Source organism: Streptomyces sp. NPDC004284, assembly GCF_042874035.1.
GTDB lineage: Bacteria > Actinomycetota > Actinomycetes > Streptomycetales > Streptomycetaceae > Streptomyces.
Window position 1 is genome coordinate 124,364 of the sequence record NZ_JBIAMJ010000006.1, and the last position, 15,186, is coordinate 139,549.

Consider the following 15,186-nt stretch of genomic DNA (forward strand, 5'->3'; position numbering starts at 1 on the left):
ATCCTAACGAGCCGCCAGCGCCTGCTCCCCCGCCGCCCGCATCGCCGCGAGCGGGGCCCTCGGGACGCCCGTCATCTGTTCGACCTGGAGGACGGCCTGGTGGACGAGGAGGTCGAGGCCGCCGACGACCTTGCCGCCGCGGTCGGACCAGGCGGCCGCGAGGGGGGTCGGCCAGGGGTCGTACAGGACGTCGAAGAGGGTGCCGACCCGGTCGGGGACGGCGGGGGCGAGCACGTTGGTGGTGCCGGCCGGGGTGGTCGCGATCACCAGCGGGGAGGCGAAGGCCTCGGCCGCGTCGTCCCAGCCGGCGGTACGGACGTCCACGCCGAGCCGCTCGCCCCAGCCGCGCATCTCCTCGGCCCGCGCCTCGCTCCGTACGTACGCGGTGACGGGGCCCGCGCAGATCCGGGCGAGTGCGGCGAGCGCGGAGGAGGCGGTGGCGCCGGCGCCGAGGACGGCCGCCGACTCCACCTTCTCGACGCCCCGCTCACGCAGGGCGGCGATCATGCCGGGGATGTCGGTGTTGTCGCCGACCCGGCGCCCGTCCTCGGTGAAGACGACGGTGTTGACGGCCTCCACGGAGGCGGCCGTGTCGCTGATCTCGTCGAGCAGCGGAATGATCGCCCGCTTCAGCGGCATGGTCAGCGAGAGCCCGGCCCAGGTCGCGTCCAGCTCGGTCACGAACCCCGGCAGCGCCGCCTCGTCGACCTCGAAGCGGTCGTACGCCCAGTCGTCGAGCCCGAGCTCGGCGTACGCGGCGCGGTGCAGGACCGGGGAGAGCGAGTGGGCGATCGGCGAACCGAGGACGGCCGCGCGACGCCCCGTCTCACTGGTTCGAGTTGGCATTGAACTTTTCCTTCAACCTGTTGTGCTCGGCCAGGGTCTTCGCGAACTCGGTCTTGTTCATGCCGTCGGTGGCGACGAAGTAGAGCCAGCCGTCGTTCGTGGGGTTGAGCATGGCGGCCAGCGCTTCGTTGCCCGGGTTGCTGATCGGTCCCGGCGGAAGTCCCTTGTGCTTGTACGTGTTGTACGGGTCGGTGTTGGTGTTCGCCTCTTGCTCGGAGATCTTGATCTCGCTCTGACCCTTCAGATAGTTGAGGGTCGAGTCGAACTGCAGCAGCTGGACGGTCTCCATGTTGCTCGGCTTGAGGCGGTTGTAGACGACCTCCGCCATCTTGCGGAAGTCGTCGTGCGTCTTGCCCTCCGCCTGCACCAGGCTCGCGACCGTGAGGAGCTCCCACGGCCCCTTGACGCCCAGCCCCTTCGCCTTCGCGTCCAGGTCCAGCTTCGTGTACTCCTGGTTCGCGCGGGCGACCATCTTGCGCAGGGCGTCCTCGGGCTTGCCGCCCTTGGCGACGGGGTAGCTGGCCGGGAAGAGGAAGCCTTCCAGGGGGTCCTTGACGTCCTCGTGGTTCTTGGCCCAGTCGGGCAGGCCGAGGGAGTCCGCCTTCGCGAACGCGATCTCCTTGGTGGTGCCCGGCTTGAGGTCCAGACGCTCGTCGAGCTTCTCGTACACCCAGGCGTTCCGCTTGCCCTCGGGGATGATGAGGTTGGCCTGGCTGGCGGGGTTCAGCATCAGCGTCACCGCGCTGTCGGCCGACATCTCCTTCTTCAGCGTGTAGGCGCCCGCCTGGATCGAGAGGCCCCGGGGGTTCTTCTGCTGCGCCGAGACGAAGGCGTCGACGCTCTTGACGACGCCGGCCTTCTTGAGGATGTTGCCGATCTCGTAGCCGCCGGCGTCCTTCGGGATCTCGACCTGGACGACCCCGCTGCCGCCGCCCTCGTAGTCGGGCGCCGCGCCGAACTGGCCCTGCCAGAACTTGTAGCCGAAGTAGCCGATGCCGCCCACGCCGCCGACCAGGACGGCCGCGACGACCAGACAGGCCATGCCGTTCTTGCCTTTGCGTTTCTTCGCTTTGCTGCGGCGTTCGCGGTCGGCCTCGCGGGAGCCCCGGCCGCGGCCGCGGCCCGGCTCCTCGTCGTGGTCGTCGTCCTCGTCGTCGCCGGTGAAGAAGGGGTGCTTCTCCTCCTCGGGCTCCGGCTCCGGCTGCGCCTCCTCCTCCGGCGCCCAGTCGACGACCGGCTCCGGCGGGTTCTGGCGGCGGCCGGGCGGCTGGGGCGGCGGGTAGGCCTCAGGGGTCCCGTAGAGGTCGGGGTTCTGGCCGCCGTACGGATCGGCCGGGGGCGCGTTGTACGCCATCGCCGCCTGGCCGGTCTCCCAGTTGCCGTCGTACTGCTGTCCGAGGTTCCCGGACGTGTCGTATCCGCCCGGGTACCCCGTCTCGTACTGCTGCGGCTGCTGGTACTGCTGCTGCTGATGCTGCTGCTGGTACTGAGGATCCGCGTACTGCTGCTGGTGGTACTGCTGCTGGTACGGGTCCGCCTCGTACCCCTGACCGCCCTGGCCGCCCTGGCCGTACGGATCCACGTAGCCCTGGGCTCCGTGACCGTACTGGTTCGCCTGCTGCGGATGCTGCGGGTGCTGGTACTGCTGCTGGCCCTCCCACCCCTGGTCCCCGTAGAGCGGGTCCCCGGGGTGCCACGGTTCGGAGCCAGGGCCCCGGCCATACTCAGTCATCGATCCCCAAAACAGCCGCGAGGCTTCCGGACGATCCGCCTCTACGTAGTACGGCAGCTGTTCGAACACCGCCGCATCGCGCGGAACGTTACCGTATCGCGATCAGATGACCACTTCGACGCCCTCACCGGGCGGATTACCTGATACCCGTTCGGACTCAAGAGCGTTCTGAAGGATGATCACAGCGGCGGCCTGGTCGATGACGGACCGCCCCTTCTTCGCCTTCACGCCCGAGGCCCGCAGGCCCTGGGTCGCGGTGACGGTGGTCATCCGCTCGTCGACGAGGCGGACCGGCACCGGGGCGATGCCCTTGGCCATCTCGCGGGCGAAGGCGCGGACCTTGGTCGCGGCCGGGCCCTCCCGCCCGCTGAGCGAGCGGGGCAGGCCCACGACGACCTCGATCGGCTCGTACTCCTCGACGATCTGGCGGAGCCGCCGGTGGGCGGCCGGGACGTCACGTCCCGGCACGGTCTCCACCGGCGTGGCGAGGACCCCGTCGGGGTCGCACGAGGCGACCCCGATCCGGGCGTCCCCGACGTCGACCGCGAGACGGCGGCCGCGGCGCATCGTCACGCCGTCTCCACCACGAGGCGCTCGACCGCGGCGATGGCCTCGCCGACGGCCTCCGGGTTCTGGCCGCCGCCCTGGGCGACGTCCGGCTTGCCGCCGCCACCGCCGCCGAGGGTCTTGGCGGCCGTGCGGACGAGCTCGCCGGCCTTGAGACCGCGCTCGCGGGCGGCCTCGTTGGTGGCGATGACCGTCAGCGGCTTGCCGCCCACCGTGGTGAACAGGGCCACGACGGCCGGGCGGTCGGACGGGATGCGGCCGCGGACGTCGAGGACCAGCTTGCGCAGGTCGTCGGCGGTCGTGCCGTCCGGGACCTGGCCGGTGACGAGGGCGACGCCGCGGATGTCGCGGGCGGAGTCGACGAGACCGGCGGCGGCCTGGAGGACCTTCTCCGCGCGGAACTTCTCGATCTCCTTCTCGGCGTCCTTCAGCTTGCCGAGCATGGAGGAGATCTTCTCCGGCAGCTCCTCCGGGCGGCCCTTGACGAGCTCCTGGAGCTGGGCGACGACCGTGTGCTCACGGGCGAGGAAGTTGTACGCGTCGACGCCGACGAGGGCCTCGATGCGGCGCACGCCGGAACCGATGGACGACTCGCCGAGCAGCTTCACCAGGCCCAGCTGGGCGGTGTTGCCGACGTGCGTGCCGCCGCACAGCTCCTTGGAGAAGTCGCCGATGGTGACGACGCGGACCTGCTCGCCGTACTTCTCGCCGAACTCGGCGATGGCGCCCTGGCGCTTGGCCTCGTTGATCGGCATGACCTCGGCGTGGACCTCCAGCTCGCGCGAGAGGACCTCGTTGATCTTCTGCTCGACGTCGGTGAGGACCGCGCCGGGGACGGCGTTCGGCGAGCCGAAGTCGAAGCGGAAGCGACCGGGCTGGTTCTCGGAACCGGCCTGGGCGGCCGTCGGGCCGAGGGCGTCACGCAGGGCCTGGTGCGTCAGGTGCGTGGCGGAGTGGGCGCGGGCGATGGCCCGGCGGCGCTTGACGTCGATGGTGGCGTAGGCGGTGGAGCCCACGGTCACCTCGCCGACCTGCACGGAGCCCTTGTGGACCGAGACGCCGGGGACCGGCTGCTGGACGTCGCGGACCTCGATGACGGCACCGCTGTGCAGCTTGATGCGGCCCTGGTCGGCGATCTGGCCGCCGCCCTCGGCGTAGAACGGGGTGCGGTCGAGGACGACCTCGACCTCGTCGCCCTCGGAGGCGGCCGGCGAGGGGACGCCGTTCACGAGGAGGCCGACGACCGTGGTCTCGCCCTCGGTGTTGGTGTAGCCCGTGAACTGGGTGGCGCCGTTGCTGTCGGCGATCTCCCGGTACGCGGTCATGTCGGCGTGACCGGTCTTCTTGGCCTTGGCGTCGGCCTTGGCGCGGTCCCGCTGCTCCTTCATCAGGCGGCGGAAGCCGTCCTCGTCCACGGAGAGGCCCTGCTCGGCGGCCATCTCCAGGGTGAGGTCGATCGGGAAGCCCCAGGTGTCGTGGAGCAGGAAGGCCTTCTCGCCGGCGAGGACCGTGCCGCCGGCGGCCTTGGTCTCGGTGACGGCGGTGTCGAGGATGTTGGTGCCGCCCTTGAGGGCCTTCAGGAAGGCGGCCTCTTCGGCGAGGGCGACGGTCTCGATGCGCTTGCGGTCGGTGACCAGCTCCGGGTACTGCTCGCCCATCGTGTCGATCACGGTGTCGACGAGGTCCTGGACGACCGGGCCGGTGGCGCCGAGGAGGCGCATGTTGCGGACGGCGCGGCGCATGATGCGGCGCAGGACGTAGCCGCGGCCCTCGTTGCCCGGGGTGACGCCGTCGCCGATGAGCATGACGGACGTGCGCATGTGGTCGGCGACCACGCGCAGCGAGACGTCGCTGTCGTGGGCCTTGCCGTAGGCGACGCCGGTGAGGGCGGTGGCCTTGTCGATGACGACCTGGAGGGTGTCCGTCTCGTACATGTTCTGGACGCCCTGGAGGATCATCGCCAGGCGCTCGAGACCGAGGCCCGTGTCGATGTTCTTCGACGGCAGCTCGCCGAGGATCGGGAAGTCGTCCTTGCCGGAGCCCTCACCGCGCTCGTACTGCATGAAGACGAGGTTCCAGATCTCCACGTACCGCTCGTCGTTGACGGCCGGGCCGCCCTCGACGCCGAATTCGGGACCGCGGTCGTAGTTGATCTCGGAGCAGGGGCCGCAGGGGCCGGGGACGCCCATGGACCAGTAGTTGTCCTTCTTGCCGAGGCGCTGGATGCGCTCGGCCGGGACGCCGACGACGTCGCGCCAGATCTGCTCGGCCTCGTCGTCCTCCTGGTAGACGGTGATCCAGAGCTTCTCCGGCTCGAGCCCGTAGCCGCCGTGCTCCACCGGGGTGGTCAGCAGCTCCCAGGCGAGCTTGATGGCGCCTTCCTTGAAGTAGTCGCCGAAGGAGAAGTTGCCGCACATCTGGAAGAACGTGCCGTGGCGGGTGGTCTTGCCGACCTCCTCGATGTCCGGCGTGCGCACGCACTTCTGCACGCTGGAGGCGCGCGTGAAGGGCGGCTTGACCTCACCCAGGAAGTAGGGCTTGAACGGCACCATGCCGGCCGGGACGAGCAGCAGAGTCGGGTCGTCCGCGATGAGCGACGCCGAAGGGACGACGGTGTGCCCGCGCTCCTCGAAGAAGCTCAGCCAGCGGCGGCGGATTTCAGCCGACTCCATCAGTGGTCCTCATTCCGGTTGTATGAACTCGTGGGCATCTTGGAAAACGAATAGGTGGTCGGGTGCGCGGCCCGGCCGAGGGCGGCCCTGCGGCGCGGCTCCGGCAGCTCCCGGCCCTGCTCCACGGGGGTGTCCAGGCCGAGCGCCTCGCCCAGCTCGGCCTCCCGCTGGACCATGCCCGCCCGAACGTCGAGGGCGAAGTCCTTGAGCCGGTGGCCGGTCTCGACGGCCTTGTTCGCCGCCTGGGCCGCGAGGCTCTCGGGGGTCAGCTGCTTGAGCTTCCTGTTGACCTTGGTGGTGGCCCACACGCCGGCGGCTGCGCCGGCCGTGAACCAGAACGTGCGGCGGAACATCGCGGCTCAGCCCTTCTGCTTCCGGCGTCGCGAGGACGGCACGGTACGGCCGACGATCACAGTGCGGCGGACGGCGGCGCGCGGCGCGTCCTCGGCCTCACGGCCCCGGCCGAGCGCCCGGCGGACGCCGTAGCCGAAGGCGGCCACCTTGACGAGCGGGCCGCCGAAGGTGGAGGCGACGGTCGTGGACAGCGCGGAGGCGTTGGAGGTGACCTCCTGGACGTCCGAGGCGATGGCGTCGACCCGGTCGAGCTGGGTCTGTGCCGAGCGCACGGTCGCGGAGGCGTCGGCCAGCAGGGGAACGGCCTGCTCGGTCACGTCCGCCACCAGCTTGGTGGTCGCCCTGAGCGTCTGTGCCAGCCTCACCAGCACCACGGCGAGGAAGGAGACGAGGATCGCCCAGAACACGGCCACCAGGATCCCGGCAACCTCTCCACCGGTCACTGTGCACCGCTCTCTGCTGTCGTTGGGCCTGTCGTCGGGCCTGTGAAAAGTAGTCCCCCGACCCTATCGCGCCCGGGCTGTCCTGCCGTACCGCATTACCGCCCGTGGGACGGGCGTCACGGGAACCGATTGTACGGAGCGCGCGCGGGTGAGTACGCTCCGTGTCCCATGCGACGGAGCAATCTCCCGGTGGAGCTGAACCGGTTCGTCGGACGGGCCGCCGAGCAGGCCGCACTGACGGCGCTCCTTGAGACATCCCGCCTGGTCACGGTCGTGGGCGTGGGCGGGGTCGGCAAGACGCGTCTCGCGCTGCGGGCTGCCGCGGGGGCGCAGAAACGCTACGGCGAGGGGGTCCGGCTCGCCGAGTTCGCGCCGCTGCGCGATCCCGGCCTGGTGGCGTACGCGCTGGTCGAGGCGCTCGGGCTGACCGACCACACGCCGAGGGCCCCGCGCGAGGTGCTGGTCGAGCACCTCGCGGAGCGGCGGATGCTGCTGGTGGTGGACGGTTTCGAGCACCTGGTGGAGAGCTGCGCCGCGCTGGTGCGGGAGCTCCTCGTCCACGCGCCCGGTCTCACCGTGCTCGCGGTCGGCCGGCGGCCGCTGCGGGTGGCGGGCGAGGCGGTGTTCCCGCTGGCGCCGATGGACGAGGCGGACGCGGTGGTGCTGCTCGCCGAGCGGGCGGCGGAGGCGGGGGCACCGGTGGTCCCGGGCGTTCCGGGTGTGCCGGACGTCTCGGGTACGGGGACGCCGGGTGCGGGGGCCGTACGGGAGCTGTGCCGGCGGCTCGACGGCATCCCGCTCGCCCTCGAACTGGCGGCCGGCCGTCTCCCCCTCCTCTCCGTGGAGCAGATGCTGCACCGGCTCGACGACCGCTTCCGGCTCCTGACGGACGGCGAGCGCGGGGCGCTCCCCCGCCATCAGACGCTGCGCACCGCGATCGGCTGGAGCCATGAGCTGTGCACCCCTCAGGAGCGGCTGCTCTGGGCGCGGCTCTCGGTGTTCGCCGGCCCTTTCGACCTGGAGGCGGTGGAGTACGTGTGCGGGAGCCGGGAGCTGCCGCCGGAGCGGGTCCTCGACCACCTCGGGGGTCTGCTCGCGCAGTCGCTGGTGTCGCGGGAGGACACCCCGGCGGGTCCCTCGTACCGGCTCCTGGACACGGTCGCCGCGTACGGGGCGGAGTGGCTGGCGGCGCTCGGCGACACGGAGCGGATGCGGCGGCGGCACCGCGACTGGTACATGGGGCTCGCCACCTGGTGCGAGCTGGAGTGGTTCAGTCCGCGCCAGGTGGAGGTGGCGGCCCGTACGGACGCGGCGCTGCCCAATCTGCGGGCGGCGCTCGACCTGTGCCTCGAGGTCCCCGGGGAGGCGCACCTCGCCCAGCACCTGGCGGGCACGCTCTGGTTCGCCTGGGTGGGCTGCGGGCGCCTGTCGGAGGGCCGGCACTGGCTGGAGCGGGCGCTCGCGCTGGAGTCCGGGCACGAGGAGGCGCGGCTCAAGGCGCTGTGGGTGCTCGGGTACGTGGCGGTGCTCCAGGGGGACGGTACGGCGGCGGTGGCGGCGCTCCACGAGTGCGGGGAGCGGGCCCGTTCCTCGCGGAACGCGCTGGCGGAGGCGTACGCGACGCACCGGATGGGCTGTCTCGCGCTGCTCTCGGACGATCTGCCGCGGGCCGAGTCGCTGATCGGGCGGGCGCTCGACTCCTACCGGGAGCTCGGCGAGCTCAACAGCAACGTGCTGATGGGGCAGGTCGAGGTGGCGATGGCGCGGGCCTTCCGGGGCGATCTGGAGGGGGCGGTCGCGATCTGCCGGGAGGTCCGGGAGGTCTGCGAGGAGCGCGGGGAGCTGTGGACGCGGGCCTACGCGCTCTACGTCCTGGCGTACTCGGCGTGGACGCGGGAGGCGTACGGGGAGGCGCGGGAGCTGCTCACCGAGTGCGTCTCGATCAACCACACCTTCCGCGACCTGGTCGGTCTCGTCCTGGCGATCGAGCTGCTCGCGCTCGTGACGGTGAGCGAGGGGGATCCGGCGGAGGCCGCGGTCCTCCAGGGGGCCGTGGTGCCGGTGTGGGACACGGTGGGCATCCGGCTCTTCGGCTCGGAGGCCTTCGACGGGCCGCGGGCGCTGTGCCGGCAGCGTGCGGAGGAGGTACTGGGCGCGGAGGCGTTCGACGTCGCGGTCCAGGAGGGCCGGCGGCTCCCGCTCGACGCGGTCGTGGAGCGCGCGCTCGCCGGGCGCCGGGACCCCGCCGTGGGCGGCCCGGGGGATCCGTCGGCCCCGCGTCCGTTCCGTACGGCCCGGTCGGCGCCGGTCCCGGGAACGCGGAAGCCCGCCGGCTCCCCCACCGGTAAGGGCGGGGAAGCGGCGGGCTGAAAACCGCGGGGGCGGTACTACGCCTGAATCAACGGGCGTAGTACTCGACGACCAGCTGCTCGTCGCAGATGACCGGGATTTCCTTGCGGTTCGGGTCGCGGTCCAGGCGGAAGGCCAGGGCCTTCAGGTTGACCTGGAGGTAGCGCGGGGTCTCGCCGTCGGCGGCGAAGCCACCCTCACGGGCCATCTCGAACAGCGGCTTGTTGCGGCTGCGCTCGCGGACCATGACGACGTCGTCCGGACGGACGCGGAACGACGGCTTGTCGACCTTGCCACCGTTGACCTGGATGTGACCGTGCACGACCATCTGGCGGGCCTGGTAGATGGTGCGGGCGATGCCCGAACGCAGGACCAGGGCGTCGAGGCGACGCTCGAGCTCGACGACCAGCGCCTCGCCCGTCTTGCCCTCGGCCTTCTTGGCGCGGTCGTAGGCGCGCGCCATCTGGCGCTCGCTGATGTCGTACTGGGCGCGCAGACGCTGCTTCTCGAGCAGACGGACCTTGTAGTCCGAGTTCTGCTTGCGGCCACGGCCGTGCTCGCCCGGCGGGTAGGGGCGGGCCTCGAAGTACTTGACGGCCTTCGGGGTCAGCGCGATGCCGAGGGCACGCGACTTCTTGACCTTGGGACGGGACTGGTTCGCCATGAACCAACCTCTCTATCTGTACGAATACGGCTTCACCAGGGTTAGGGGAGGTCGCATCCGCAGCCCGGGAAACCCGTCGGGTCCGTACGAGACGGTCCTGTCGGGCAGCCGCTCCCAGGTCTGGGCACATACGTGCAGCACGCGAACGACCCATCGCCGCTCCCGGGAATCCGGGTGGTGATGGGTGGCCCGCGACACCTTCGAAGGTGCGCGACGCTCCTGGAAACCCCGCCCGGGGGCCGGGTCTCCGGCTGACTGTCCCGTTCTGGTGGTTCCGGCCGGAGCCGGACACGGGACGCAGCGATCCGGACCAGTGTACCGGCTCCGGGGGGCGCGCTCGCCCGGGGTCCGTCAGCCGTCGCCCTTCAGCCGCTCCCGTACGCGCTCCACCACGTCCGCGTACCTCGCCTCCGCCCCGTAGCGCGTGGGTTCGTAGTACCGGCGGCCGTGGATCGTGTCCGGGGCGTACTGCTGGGCCGCGATGCCGCCCGGGACGTCGTGGGGATACACGTACCCCTGGGCGTGGCCGAGCTTCGCCGCGCCCTTGTAGTGGCCGTCGCGCAGGTGCGGCGGGACCGAGCCCGCGAGGCCGTTGCGCACGTCGGCGAGGGCCGCGCCGATCGCGGTCGTCGCGGAGTTCGACTTCGGGGCGAGGGCCAGGGCGATGGTGGCGTGGCTCAGGGTGAGGGCCGCCTCGGGGAAGCCGATCATGGCGACGGCCTGGGCGGCGGCGACGGCGATCGGCAGGGCGCCCGGATCGGCGAGGCCGATGTCCTCGCTGGCGGAGATCATCAGGCGGCGGGCGATGAAGCGGGGGTCCTCCCCCGCCTCGATCATCCGCGCCAGGTAGTGCAGGGCCGCGTCCACGTCCGAGCCGCGGATCGACTTGATGAGCGCGCTGGCCACGTCGTAGTGCTGGTCGCCGTCCCGGTCGTACTTCACGGCCGCGCGGTCGACGGTCTCCTCGACGGTCTGGAGGGTGATCTCCGGCTCGCCCTTGGCGATCGCCGCGCCCGCCGCGGCCTCCAGGGCGGTCAGGGCACGCCGGGCGTCGCCGCCGGCGACGCGCAGGAGGTGCGCCTCGGCGTCCTCCGGCAGGGTCACGGCCCCGCCGAGTCCCCGCTCGCCGGTGAGCGCGCGGGCCATCAGGCCCTTGAGGTCCTCGTCGGTGAGCGGCTCCAGGGTGAGGAGCAGGGAGCGGGAGAGGAGCGGGGAGATGACGGAGAAGTAGGGGTTCTCGGTGGTGGCGGCGATCAGCGTCACCCAGCGGTTCTCGACGGCCGGCAGGAGCGAGTCCTGCTGGGCCTTGGAGAAGCGGTGGATCTCGTCGAGGAAGAGGACGGTCTCCTTGCCGAAGCCGCCGACCGCGCGCCGGGCGCCGTCGATGACGGCCCGGACCTCCTTGACCCCGGCGGTGATCGCGGACAGTTCCACGAAGCGCTTGTTCGTGGCCTTCGAGACCACGTACGCCAGGGTCGTCTTCCCGATGCCCGGCGGGCCCCAGAGGATCACCGAGGAGGCGCCGGCGGGGCCGCCGTCCCCGTCCCCGACGAGTCGGCGCAGCGGCGAGCCGGGCTTGAGCAGGTGCTGCTGTCCCACCACCTCGTCGAGGGTGCGGGGGCGCATCCGGACGGCCAGCGGACTGCTGGCCGGGTCCTTCTCCTGGCGGTCTTCGGCTGCTGCGGTAAAGAGGTCGGGCTCCACAGTGATGAAGCCTAGGTCACCGCACCGACAGCCCGGCCTCCGTCAGCCGGTCCAGAAGTCCCACCAGCGGGTCAGGATCAGCATGCCGATGATCCCGATGTGCAGGACGGGCAGGATCCAGGTGAACTCGTCGAAGAAGGTCTTCAGGCCGCCGGGGGCGGGGATCACGCCGAGGCGGACGTTGTGCGAGGTCACGTACCAGAACATGACGATGGTGGCGACCCAGGCGAGGCAGCACCACAGGCAGAGCGAGCCGATCACGTACAGGGACTGGTACATGAGCCAGGTGCAGAAGCCGACGCCGAAGAGGGTGCCGGCGTTGAGGCCGAGCCAGTACCAGCGGCGGTAGCGGGCCCCGGCGAGCAGGCCCACGCCGATCGCGATCACCATGCCGTACGTGACGAGGCCGAGCATCGGGTTCGGGAAGCCGAAGACCGAGGCCTGCTCGCTCTTCATGATGTTGCCGCAGGAGACGATCGGGTTGAGGCTGCAGCCCGGGGTGAAGTTGGGGTCCTCGAGGAGCTTGAACTTGTCGATGGTGATGACCCAGGCGGCGAGCAGTCCGGCCGCTCCGGTGATCACGAGGAGCCAGGAGAAGGCCCGGCTCGCCCCGATCGTGCCGCCGGACCCGCTGTCCCGGCCGGAGCCGACCTCGTCCACCGCTGCCTTCGCCATGCCACCTTCTCCCTCGCTCGACCGGCCTTGTGGGCACGGTCATTCTGCAACACCGATCTGTCGTCCGGCCGTTCGCCCGGGATAAGGAAGGGCCCGGACCAGGGTGCGGTCCGGGCCCTTCCTCACGTCGGATCAGGCCAGCTTGGCCCGCACCGCCTCCACGAGGTCGTCGACGGCGACGGCCTGCTGCTCGCCGGACTCCATGTCCTTGAGCTGGACGACGCCCTCGGCGAGGTCGCGCTCACCGGCGACGACGGCGAGGCGGGCGCCCGAGCGGTTGGCGTCCTTCATGGCGCCCTTGAGGCCCTTGCCGCCGAAGGAGAAGTCGGCGGCGACGCCGGCCCTGCGGAGCTCGGTGACCTTGCCGAAGAGGAGGCGGCGGGCCTCCTCGCCGATGGCGACGGCGAAGACGCTGGTGGCGGCGGGGATGTCGAGCTCGACGCCCTCCGCCTCCAGGGCGAGGACCGTGCGGTCCACGCCGAGCGCCCAGCCCACCGACGGCAGCGCGGGGCCGCCGATCATCTCGGAGAGGCCGTCGTAGCGGCCGCCGCCGCCGACCGCCGACTGCGAGCCGAGACCGTCGTGGACGAACTCGAAGGTGGTGCGGGTGTAGTAGTCCAGGCCGCGGACCAGCTTCGGGTCGTCCTCGAAGACGACGCCCGCCGCGGTGATCAGGGCGCGCACCTCCTCGTGGTACGCCTTGCACGCGTCGCACAGGTAGTCGCGCAGGAGCGGCGCGTCGACCAGCTGCTTCTGGACGTCGGCCCGCTTGTCGTCGAGGACGCGCAGCGGGTTGATCTCGGCGCGGCGCAGGGTCTCCTCGTCGAGGTCGAGGCCGCGCAGGAAGTTCTGGAGGGCCTCCCGGTAGACGGGGCGGCACTCCTTGTCGCCGAGCGAGTTCAGCAGGATGCGGAAGTTCCGCAGGCCCAGCGAGCGGTACGCCTCGTCGGCCAGGATGATCAGCTCGGCGTCGAGCGCCGGGTCCTCGGCACCGATCGCCTCGGCGCCGACCTGGGAGAAGTGCCTGTAGCGGCCCTTCTGCGGGCGCTCGTAGCGGTAGTACGAGCCGGAGTACCAGAGCTTGACCGGCAGGTTGCCCTGCTTGTGGAGGTTCGCCTCCAGGGCGGCGCGCAGCACGGAGGCGGTGCCCTCGGGACGCAGGGCGAGCTTGTCGCCGCCCTTGGTCTCGAAGGCGTACATCTCCTTGCTGACGATGTCGGTGGACTCGCCGACGCCGCGGGCGAAGAGGTTCACGTCCTCGAAGCCGGGGGTCTCGACGTAGCCGTAGCCCGACTTCCGCAGCGGTCCGGAGATCGCCTCGCGGACCGCCAGGTACTTGGCGGAGTAGGGCGGGATCAGGTCGTACGTGCCCTTGGGGGCCTTGAAGGTGCTCACGAAAGTCGTCACATTCCTCGTCGGGGAGCGTCCGTGCTCCCGAGGCCGGCGGCCACGTCCCGCAGATAGGGGTTCGTGGCGCGCTCCTGGCCGATGGTCGTCTGGGGACCGTGTCCCGACAGGACCACGGTCGAGTTGTCGAGCGGCAGGCACACGCGGGCCAGCGACGCGAGCATCTCGTCCATGTCACCGCCGGGAAGGTCGGTGCGTCCGATGGAGCCGGCGAACAGCAGATCCCCGGAGAAGAACACGGAGGGGATCTCCGTGGTCTCGGGCATCCGGAAGGTCACCGACCCCTTGGTATGACCGGGCGCGTGGGCGACGGAGAACTCCAGACCGGCGAGCTTCAGCCGGGCACCGTCGGTGAGCTCGCGCACGTCGTCGGGCTCTCCCACGGTCAGCTCGCCCATGAGGGGCATCCCGATGGAGCGGCCGAGGGCCTTCTCCGGGTCGCTCATCATGTAGCGGTCGGACGGGTGGATCCACGCGGGGACGTCATGGGCGCCGCACACCGGAACGACGGAGGCGACGTGGTCGATGTGTCCATGGGTGAGGACGACGGCGACGGGCTTGAGCCGATGCTTCTTCAGCGTCTCCTCGACCCCCTGGGCGGCCTGGTGGCCCGGGTCGATGATCACGCACTCCTCGCCTGCGGCGGGGGCGACCAGATAGCAGTTGGTCCCCCAGGCCCCGGCGGGGAACCCGGCAATCAGCACGTTCGTCCTTAGGGTCGTCCGGCCCGGTGGCGCGGAAATCACGGAATGCGGCAGATCAGAGCCTACCGGCGGTGCCGGTTCCACAGCCAACCCGTATACGGTACGGGCACATCCGGCCAGGACAGGAACAGACGAGCGACAGGAGCGGACCCGGTGGTCACCAGCGATCAGCGGCGGCGGCAGCTTGCCAGGGAGAAGTACGCGCGACAGCAGCAGCGTCGGGAGGAGAACCGGCGCAAGGCGAAGCGCCGCAACACCGTCATCGCGGCCTCCCTCGCGGTGGTGCTCGCCGCGGGCGGCGCGGTGTACGCCTCCGTGGCGCTGACCGGCGACTCCTCGAAGGCCTCGGACGCCGCGGCGAGCGACACGCCCACCACCCCGGCGCCCACGCAGAGCGAGTCGGCGAGCCCGGAGCCGAAGCTGACCGTGGACCAGAAGGCGACGTACGCCATGGCCCTCAAGACGAACGAGGGCGAGATCACGGTCACCATGGACGCGGCGAAGACCCCGCACACGGTGAACTCCTTCAAGCACCTCGCCGACAAGAAGTACTTCGACGGGACCAAGTGCCACCGCCTCACGACCCAGGGCATCTACGTGCTCCAGTGCGGCGACCCCAAGGGCGACGGCACCGGCGGCCCCGGCTACACGATCCCCGACGAGAACCTGGGCGCCCTCGGCAAGGCGGGCGCGGACGGCGCGGTGACCTTCCCCGCCGGCACCGTCGCCATGGCGAACACCGGGCAGCCGGGCACCGGCGGCTCGCAGTTCTTCCTCGTCTACAAGGACACGAAGCTGCCGCCGAGCTACACCCCCTTCGGGAAGATCGACGCGGCCGGCCTCAAGGTGGTCCAGGACGTGGCGAAGGCCGGTGTCGAGGGCGGCGCCACGGACGGCGCTCCGAAGACGCACGTCACCATCGAGAAGGCGACCGTCACCGAGAAGTGAGCCCGCTTCCGTCCGCACCCGCGCGTGACCGTCGAATCTCGGTCGCGCTGAGTGCGGACAGCCGGGGCGCGGTTCGCCTAGATTGGCGTTGTGCAGCGTGGGCCGTCGGCCGCGCTGAGAT

The 15,186-nt window shown here is 71.1% G+C and carries 13 protein-coding genes; 2 read left to right on the top strand and 11 right to left on the bottom strand.

Translation table 11 applies throughout. From position 1 onward, the window contains the following. Positions 1 to 3: 3 nt before the first annotated feature. The 6 genes from ACFYUS_RS17555 to ACFYUS_RS17580 all read right to left on the bottom strand — a co-directional run bounded on the left by ACFYUS_RS17555 (position 4) and on the right by ACFYUS_RS17580 (position 6,614). Positions 4 to 846: a shikimate dehydrogenase gene (locus ACFYUS_RS17555; protein WP_388852082.1), complete on the bottom strand. Its 843-nt coding sequence runs from the start codon at positions 844 to 846 to the stop codon at positions 4 to 6. Further along, positions 827 to 2,578 carry an endolytic transglycosylase MltG gene (mltG, locus tag ACFYUS_RS17560; RefSeq protein ID WP_388852085.1) on the bottom strand — a complete coding sequence of 584 codons (1,752 nt, stop codon included), beginning with the start codon at positions 2,576 to 2,578 and terminating at the stop codon, positions 827 to 829. Before mltG ends, ACFYUS_RS17555 begins: the two co-directional genes overlap by 20 nt. A gap of 102 nt (positions 2,579 to 2,680) precedes the next feature. After that, complete coding sequence (gene ruvX / locus ACFYUS_RS17565; protein ID WP_030693079.1) at positions 2,681 to 3,145, bottom strand: Holliday junction resolvase RuvX; 465 nt, start codon at positions 3,143 to 3,145, stop codon at positions 2,681 to 2,683. Between the two features lie 2 nt (positions 3,146 to 3,147). After that, positions 3,148 to 5,817, bottom strand: coding sequence for an alanine--tRNA ligase (gene alaS, locus ACFYUS_RS17570; RefSeq protein ID WP_388852088.1), 2,670 nt, complete (start codon positions 5,815 to 5,817; stop codon positions 3,148 to 3,150). Then, entirely contained in the window at positions 5,817 to 6,170 is a 354-nt protein-coding gene (locus ACFYUS_RS17575) for a DUF6167 family protein (protein WP_388852091.1), read from the bottom strand. The genes alaS and ACFYUS_RS17575 overlap by 1 nt, the downstream gene beginning before the upstream one ends. A 6-nt stretch (positions 6,171 to 6,176) precedes the next feature. Then, positions 6,177 to 6,614, bottom strand: a complete 438-nt coding sequence (locus ACFYUS_RS17580; RefSeq protein ID WP_041128253.1) for a DUF948 domain-containing protein — start codon at positions 6,612 to 6,614, stop codon at positions 6,177 to 6,179. Positions 6,615 to 6,782: 168 nt separating this feature from the next. On the opposite strand from ACFYUS_RS17580, the gene ACFYUS_RS17585 reads away from it, so the two are divergent. After that, positions 6,783 to 8,984 carry an ATP-binding protein gene (locus ACFYUS_RS17585; protein ID WP_388852094.1) on the top strand — a complete coding sequence of 734 codons (2,202 nt, stop codon included), beginning with the start codon at positions 6,783 to 6,785 and terminating at the stop codon, positions 8,982 to 8,984. Positions 8,985 to 9,012: 28 nt separating this feature from the next. On the opposite strand, the gene rpsD is transcribed toward ACFYUS_RS17585, so the two are convergent. The 5 genes from rpsD to ACFYUS_RS17610 form a co-directional block, all read right to left on the bottom strand. Then, positions 9,013 to 9,627: a 30S ribosomal protein S4 gene (rpsD, locus tag ACFYUS_RS17590; protein WP_041128255.1), complete on the bottom strand. Its 615-nt coding sequence runs from the start codon at positions 9,625 to 9,627 to the stop codon at positions 9,013 to 9,015. A 351-nt stretch (positions 9,628 to 9,978) separates the two neighbouring features. Further along, positions 9,979 to 11,331 (bottom strand): replication-associated recombination protein A, encoded by a 1,353-nt coding sequence (locus ACFYUS_RS17595; RefSeq protein ID WP_388852097.1) that lies wholly within the window; start codon positions 11,329 to 11,331, stop codon positions 9,979 to 9,981. 42 nt (positions 11,332 to 11,373) lie between these two features. Next, positions 11,374 to 12,006 carry a vitamin K epoxide reductase family protein gene (locus tag ACFYUS_RS17600; RefSeq protein ID WP_388852100.1) on the bottom strand — a complete coding sequence of 211 codons (633 nt, stop codon included), beginning with the start codon at positions 12,004 to 12,006 and terminating at the stop codon, positions 11,374 to 11,376. Positions 12,007 to 12,138: 132 nt separating this feature from the next. Continuing rightward, entirely contained in the window at positions 12,139 to 13,401 is a 1,263-nt protein-coding gene (gene hisS, locus ACFYUS_RS17605) for a histidine--tRNA ligase (protein WP_388852103.1), read from the bottom strand. 8 nt (positions 13,402 to 13,409) lie between these two features. Continuing rightward, positions 13,410 to 14,117, bottom strand: a complete 708-nt coding sequence (locus tag ACFYUS_RS17610; protein ID WP_093877069.1) for an MBL fold metallo-hydrolase — start codon at positions 14,115 to 14,117, stop codon at positions 13,410 to 13,412. Between the two features lie 153 nt (positions 14,118 to 14,270). On the opposite strand from ACFYUS_RS17610, the gene ACFYUS_RS17615 reads away from it, so the two are divergent. Beyond that, complete coding sequence (locus ACFYUS_RS17615) at positions 14,271 to 15,065, top strand: peptidylprolyl isomerase (RefSeq protein ID WP_388852107.1); 795 nt, start codon at positions 14,271 to 14,273, stop codon at positions 15,063 to 15,065. Positions 15,066 to 15,186 lie beyond the last annotated feature (121 nt).

Bases quoted from the DNA above. Each gene is read 5' to 3' on its own strand.
- ACFYUS_RS17600 (WP_388852100.1), bottom strand. From the start codon at position 12,006: ATGGCGAAGGCAGCGGTGGACGAGGTCGGCTCCGGCCGGGACAGCGGG.
- ACFYUS_RS17585 (WP_388852094.1), top strand. From the start codon at position 6,783: ATGCGACGGAGCAATCTCCCGGTGGAGCTGAACCGGTTCGTCGGACGG.
- alaS (WP_388852088.1), bottom strand. From the start codon at position 5,817: ATGGAGTCGGCTGAAATCCGCCGCCGCTGGCTGAGCTTCTTCGAGGAG.
- ACFYUS_RS17575 (WP_388852091.1), bottom strand. From the start codon at position 6,170: ATGTTCCGCCGCACGTTCTGGTTCACGGCCGGCGCAGCCGCCGGCGTG.
- ruvX (WP_030693079.1), bottom strand. From the start codon at position 3,145: ATGCGCCGCGGCCGCCGTCTCGCGGTCGACGTCGGGGACGCCCGGATC.
- ACFYUS_RS17555 (WP_388852082.1), bottom strand. From the start codon at position 846: ATGCCAACTCGAACCAGTGAGACGGGGCGTCGCGCGGCCGTCCTCGGT.
- rpsD (WP_041128255.1), bottom strand. From the start codon at position 9,627: ATGGCGAACCAGTCCCGTCCCAAGGTCAAGAAGTCGCGTGCCCTCGGC.
- mltG (WP_388852085.1), bottom strand. From the start codon at position 2,578: ATGACTGAGTATGGCCGGGGCCCTGGCTCCGAACCGTGGCACCCCGGG.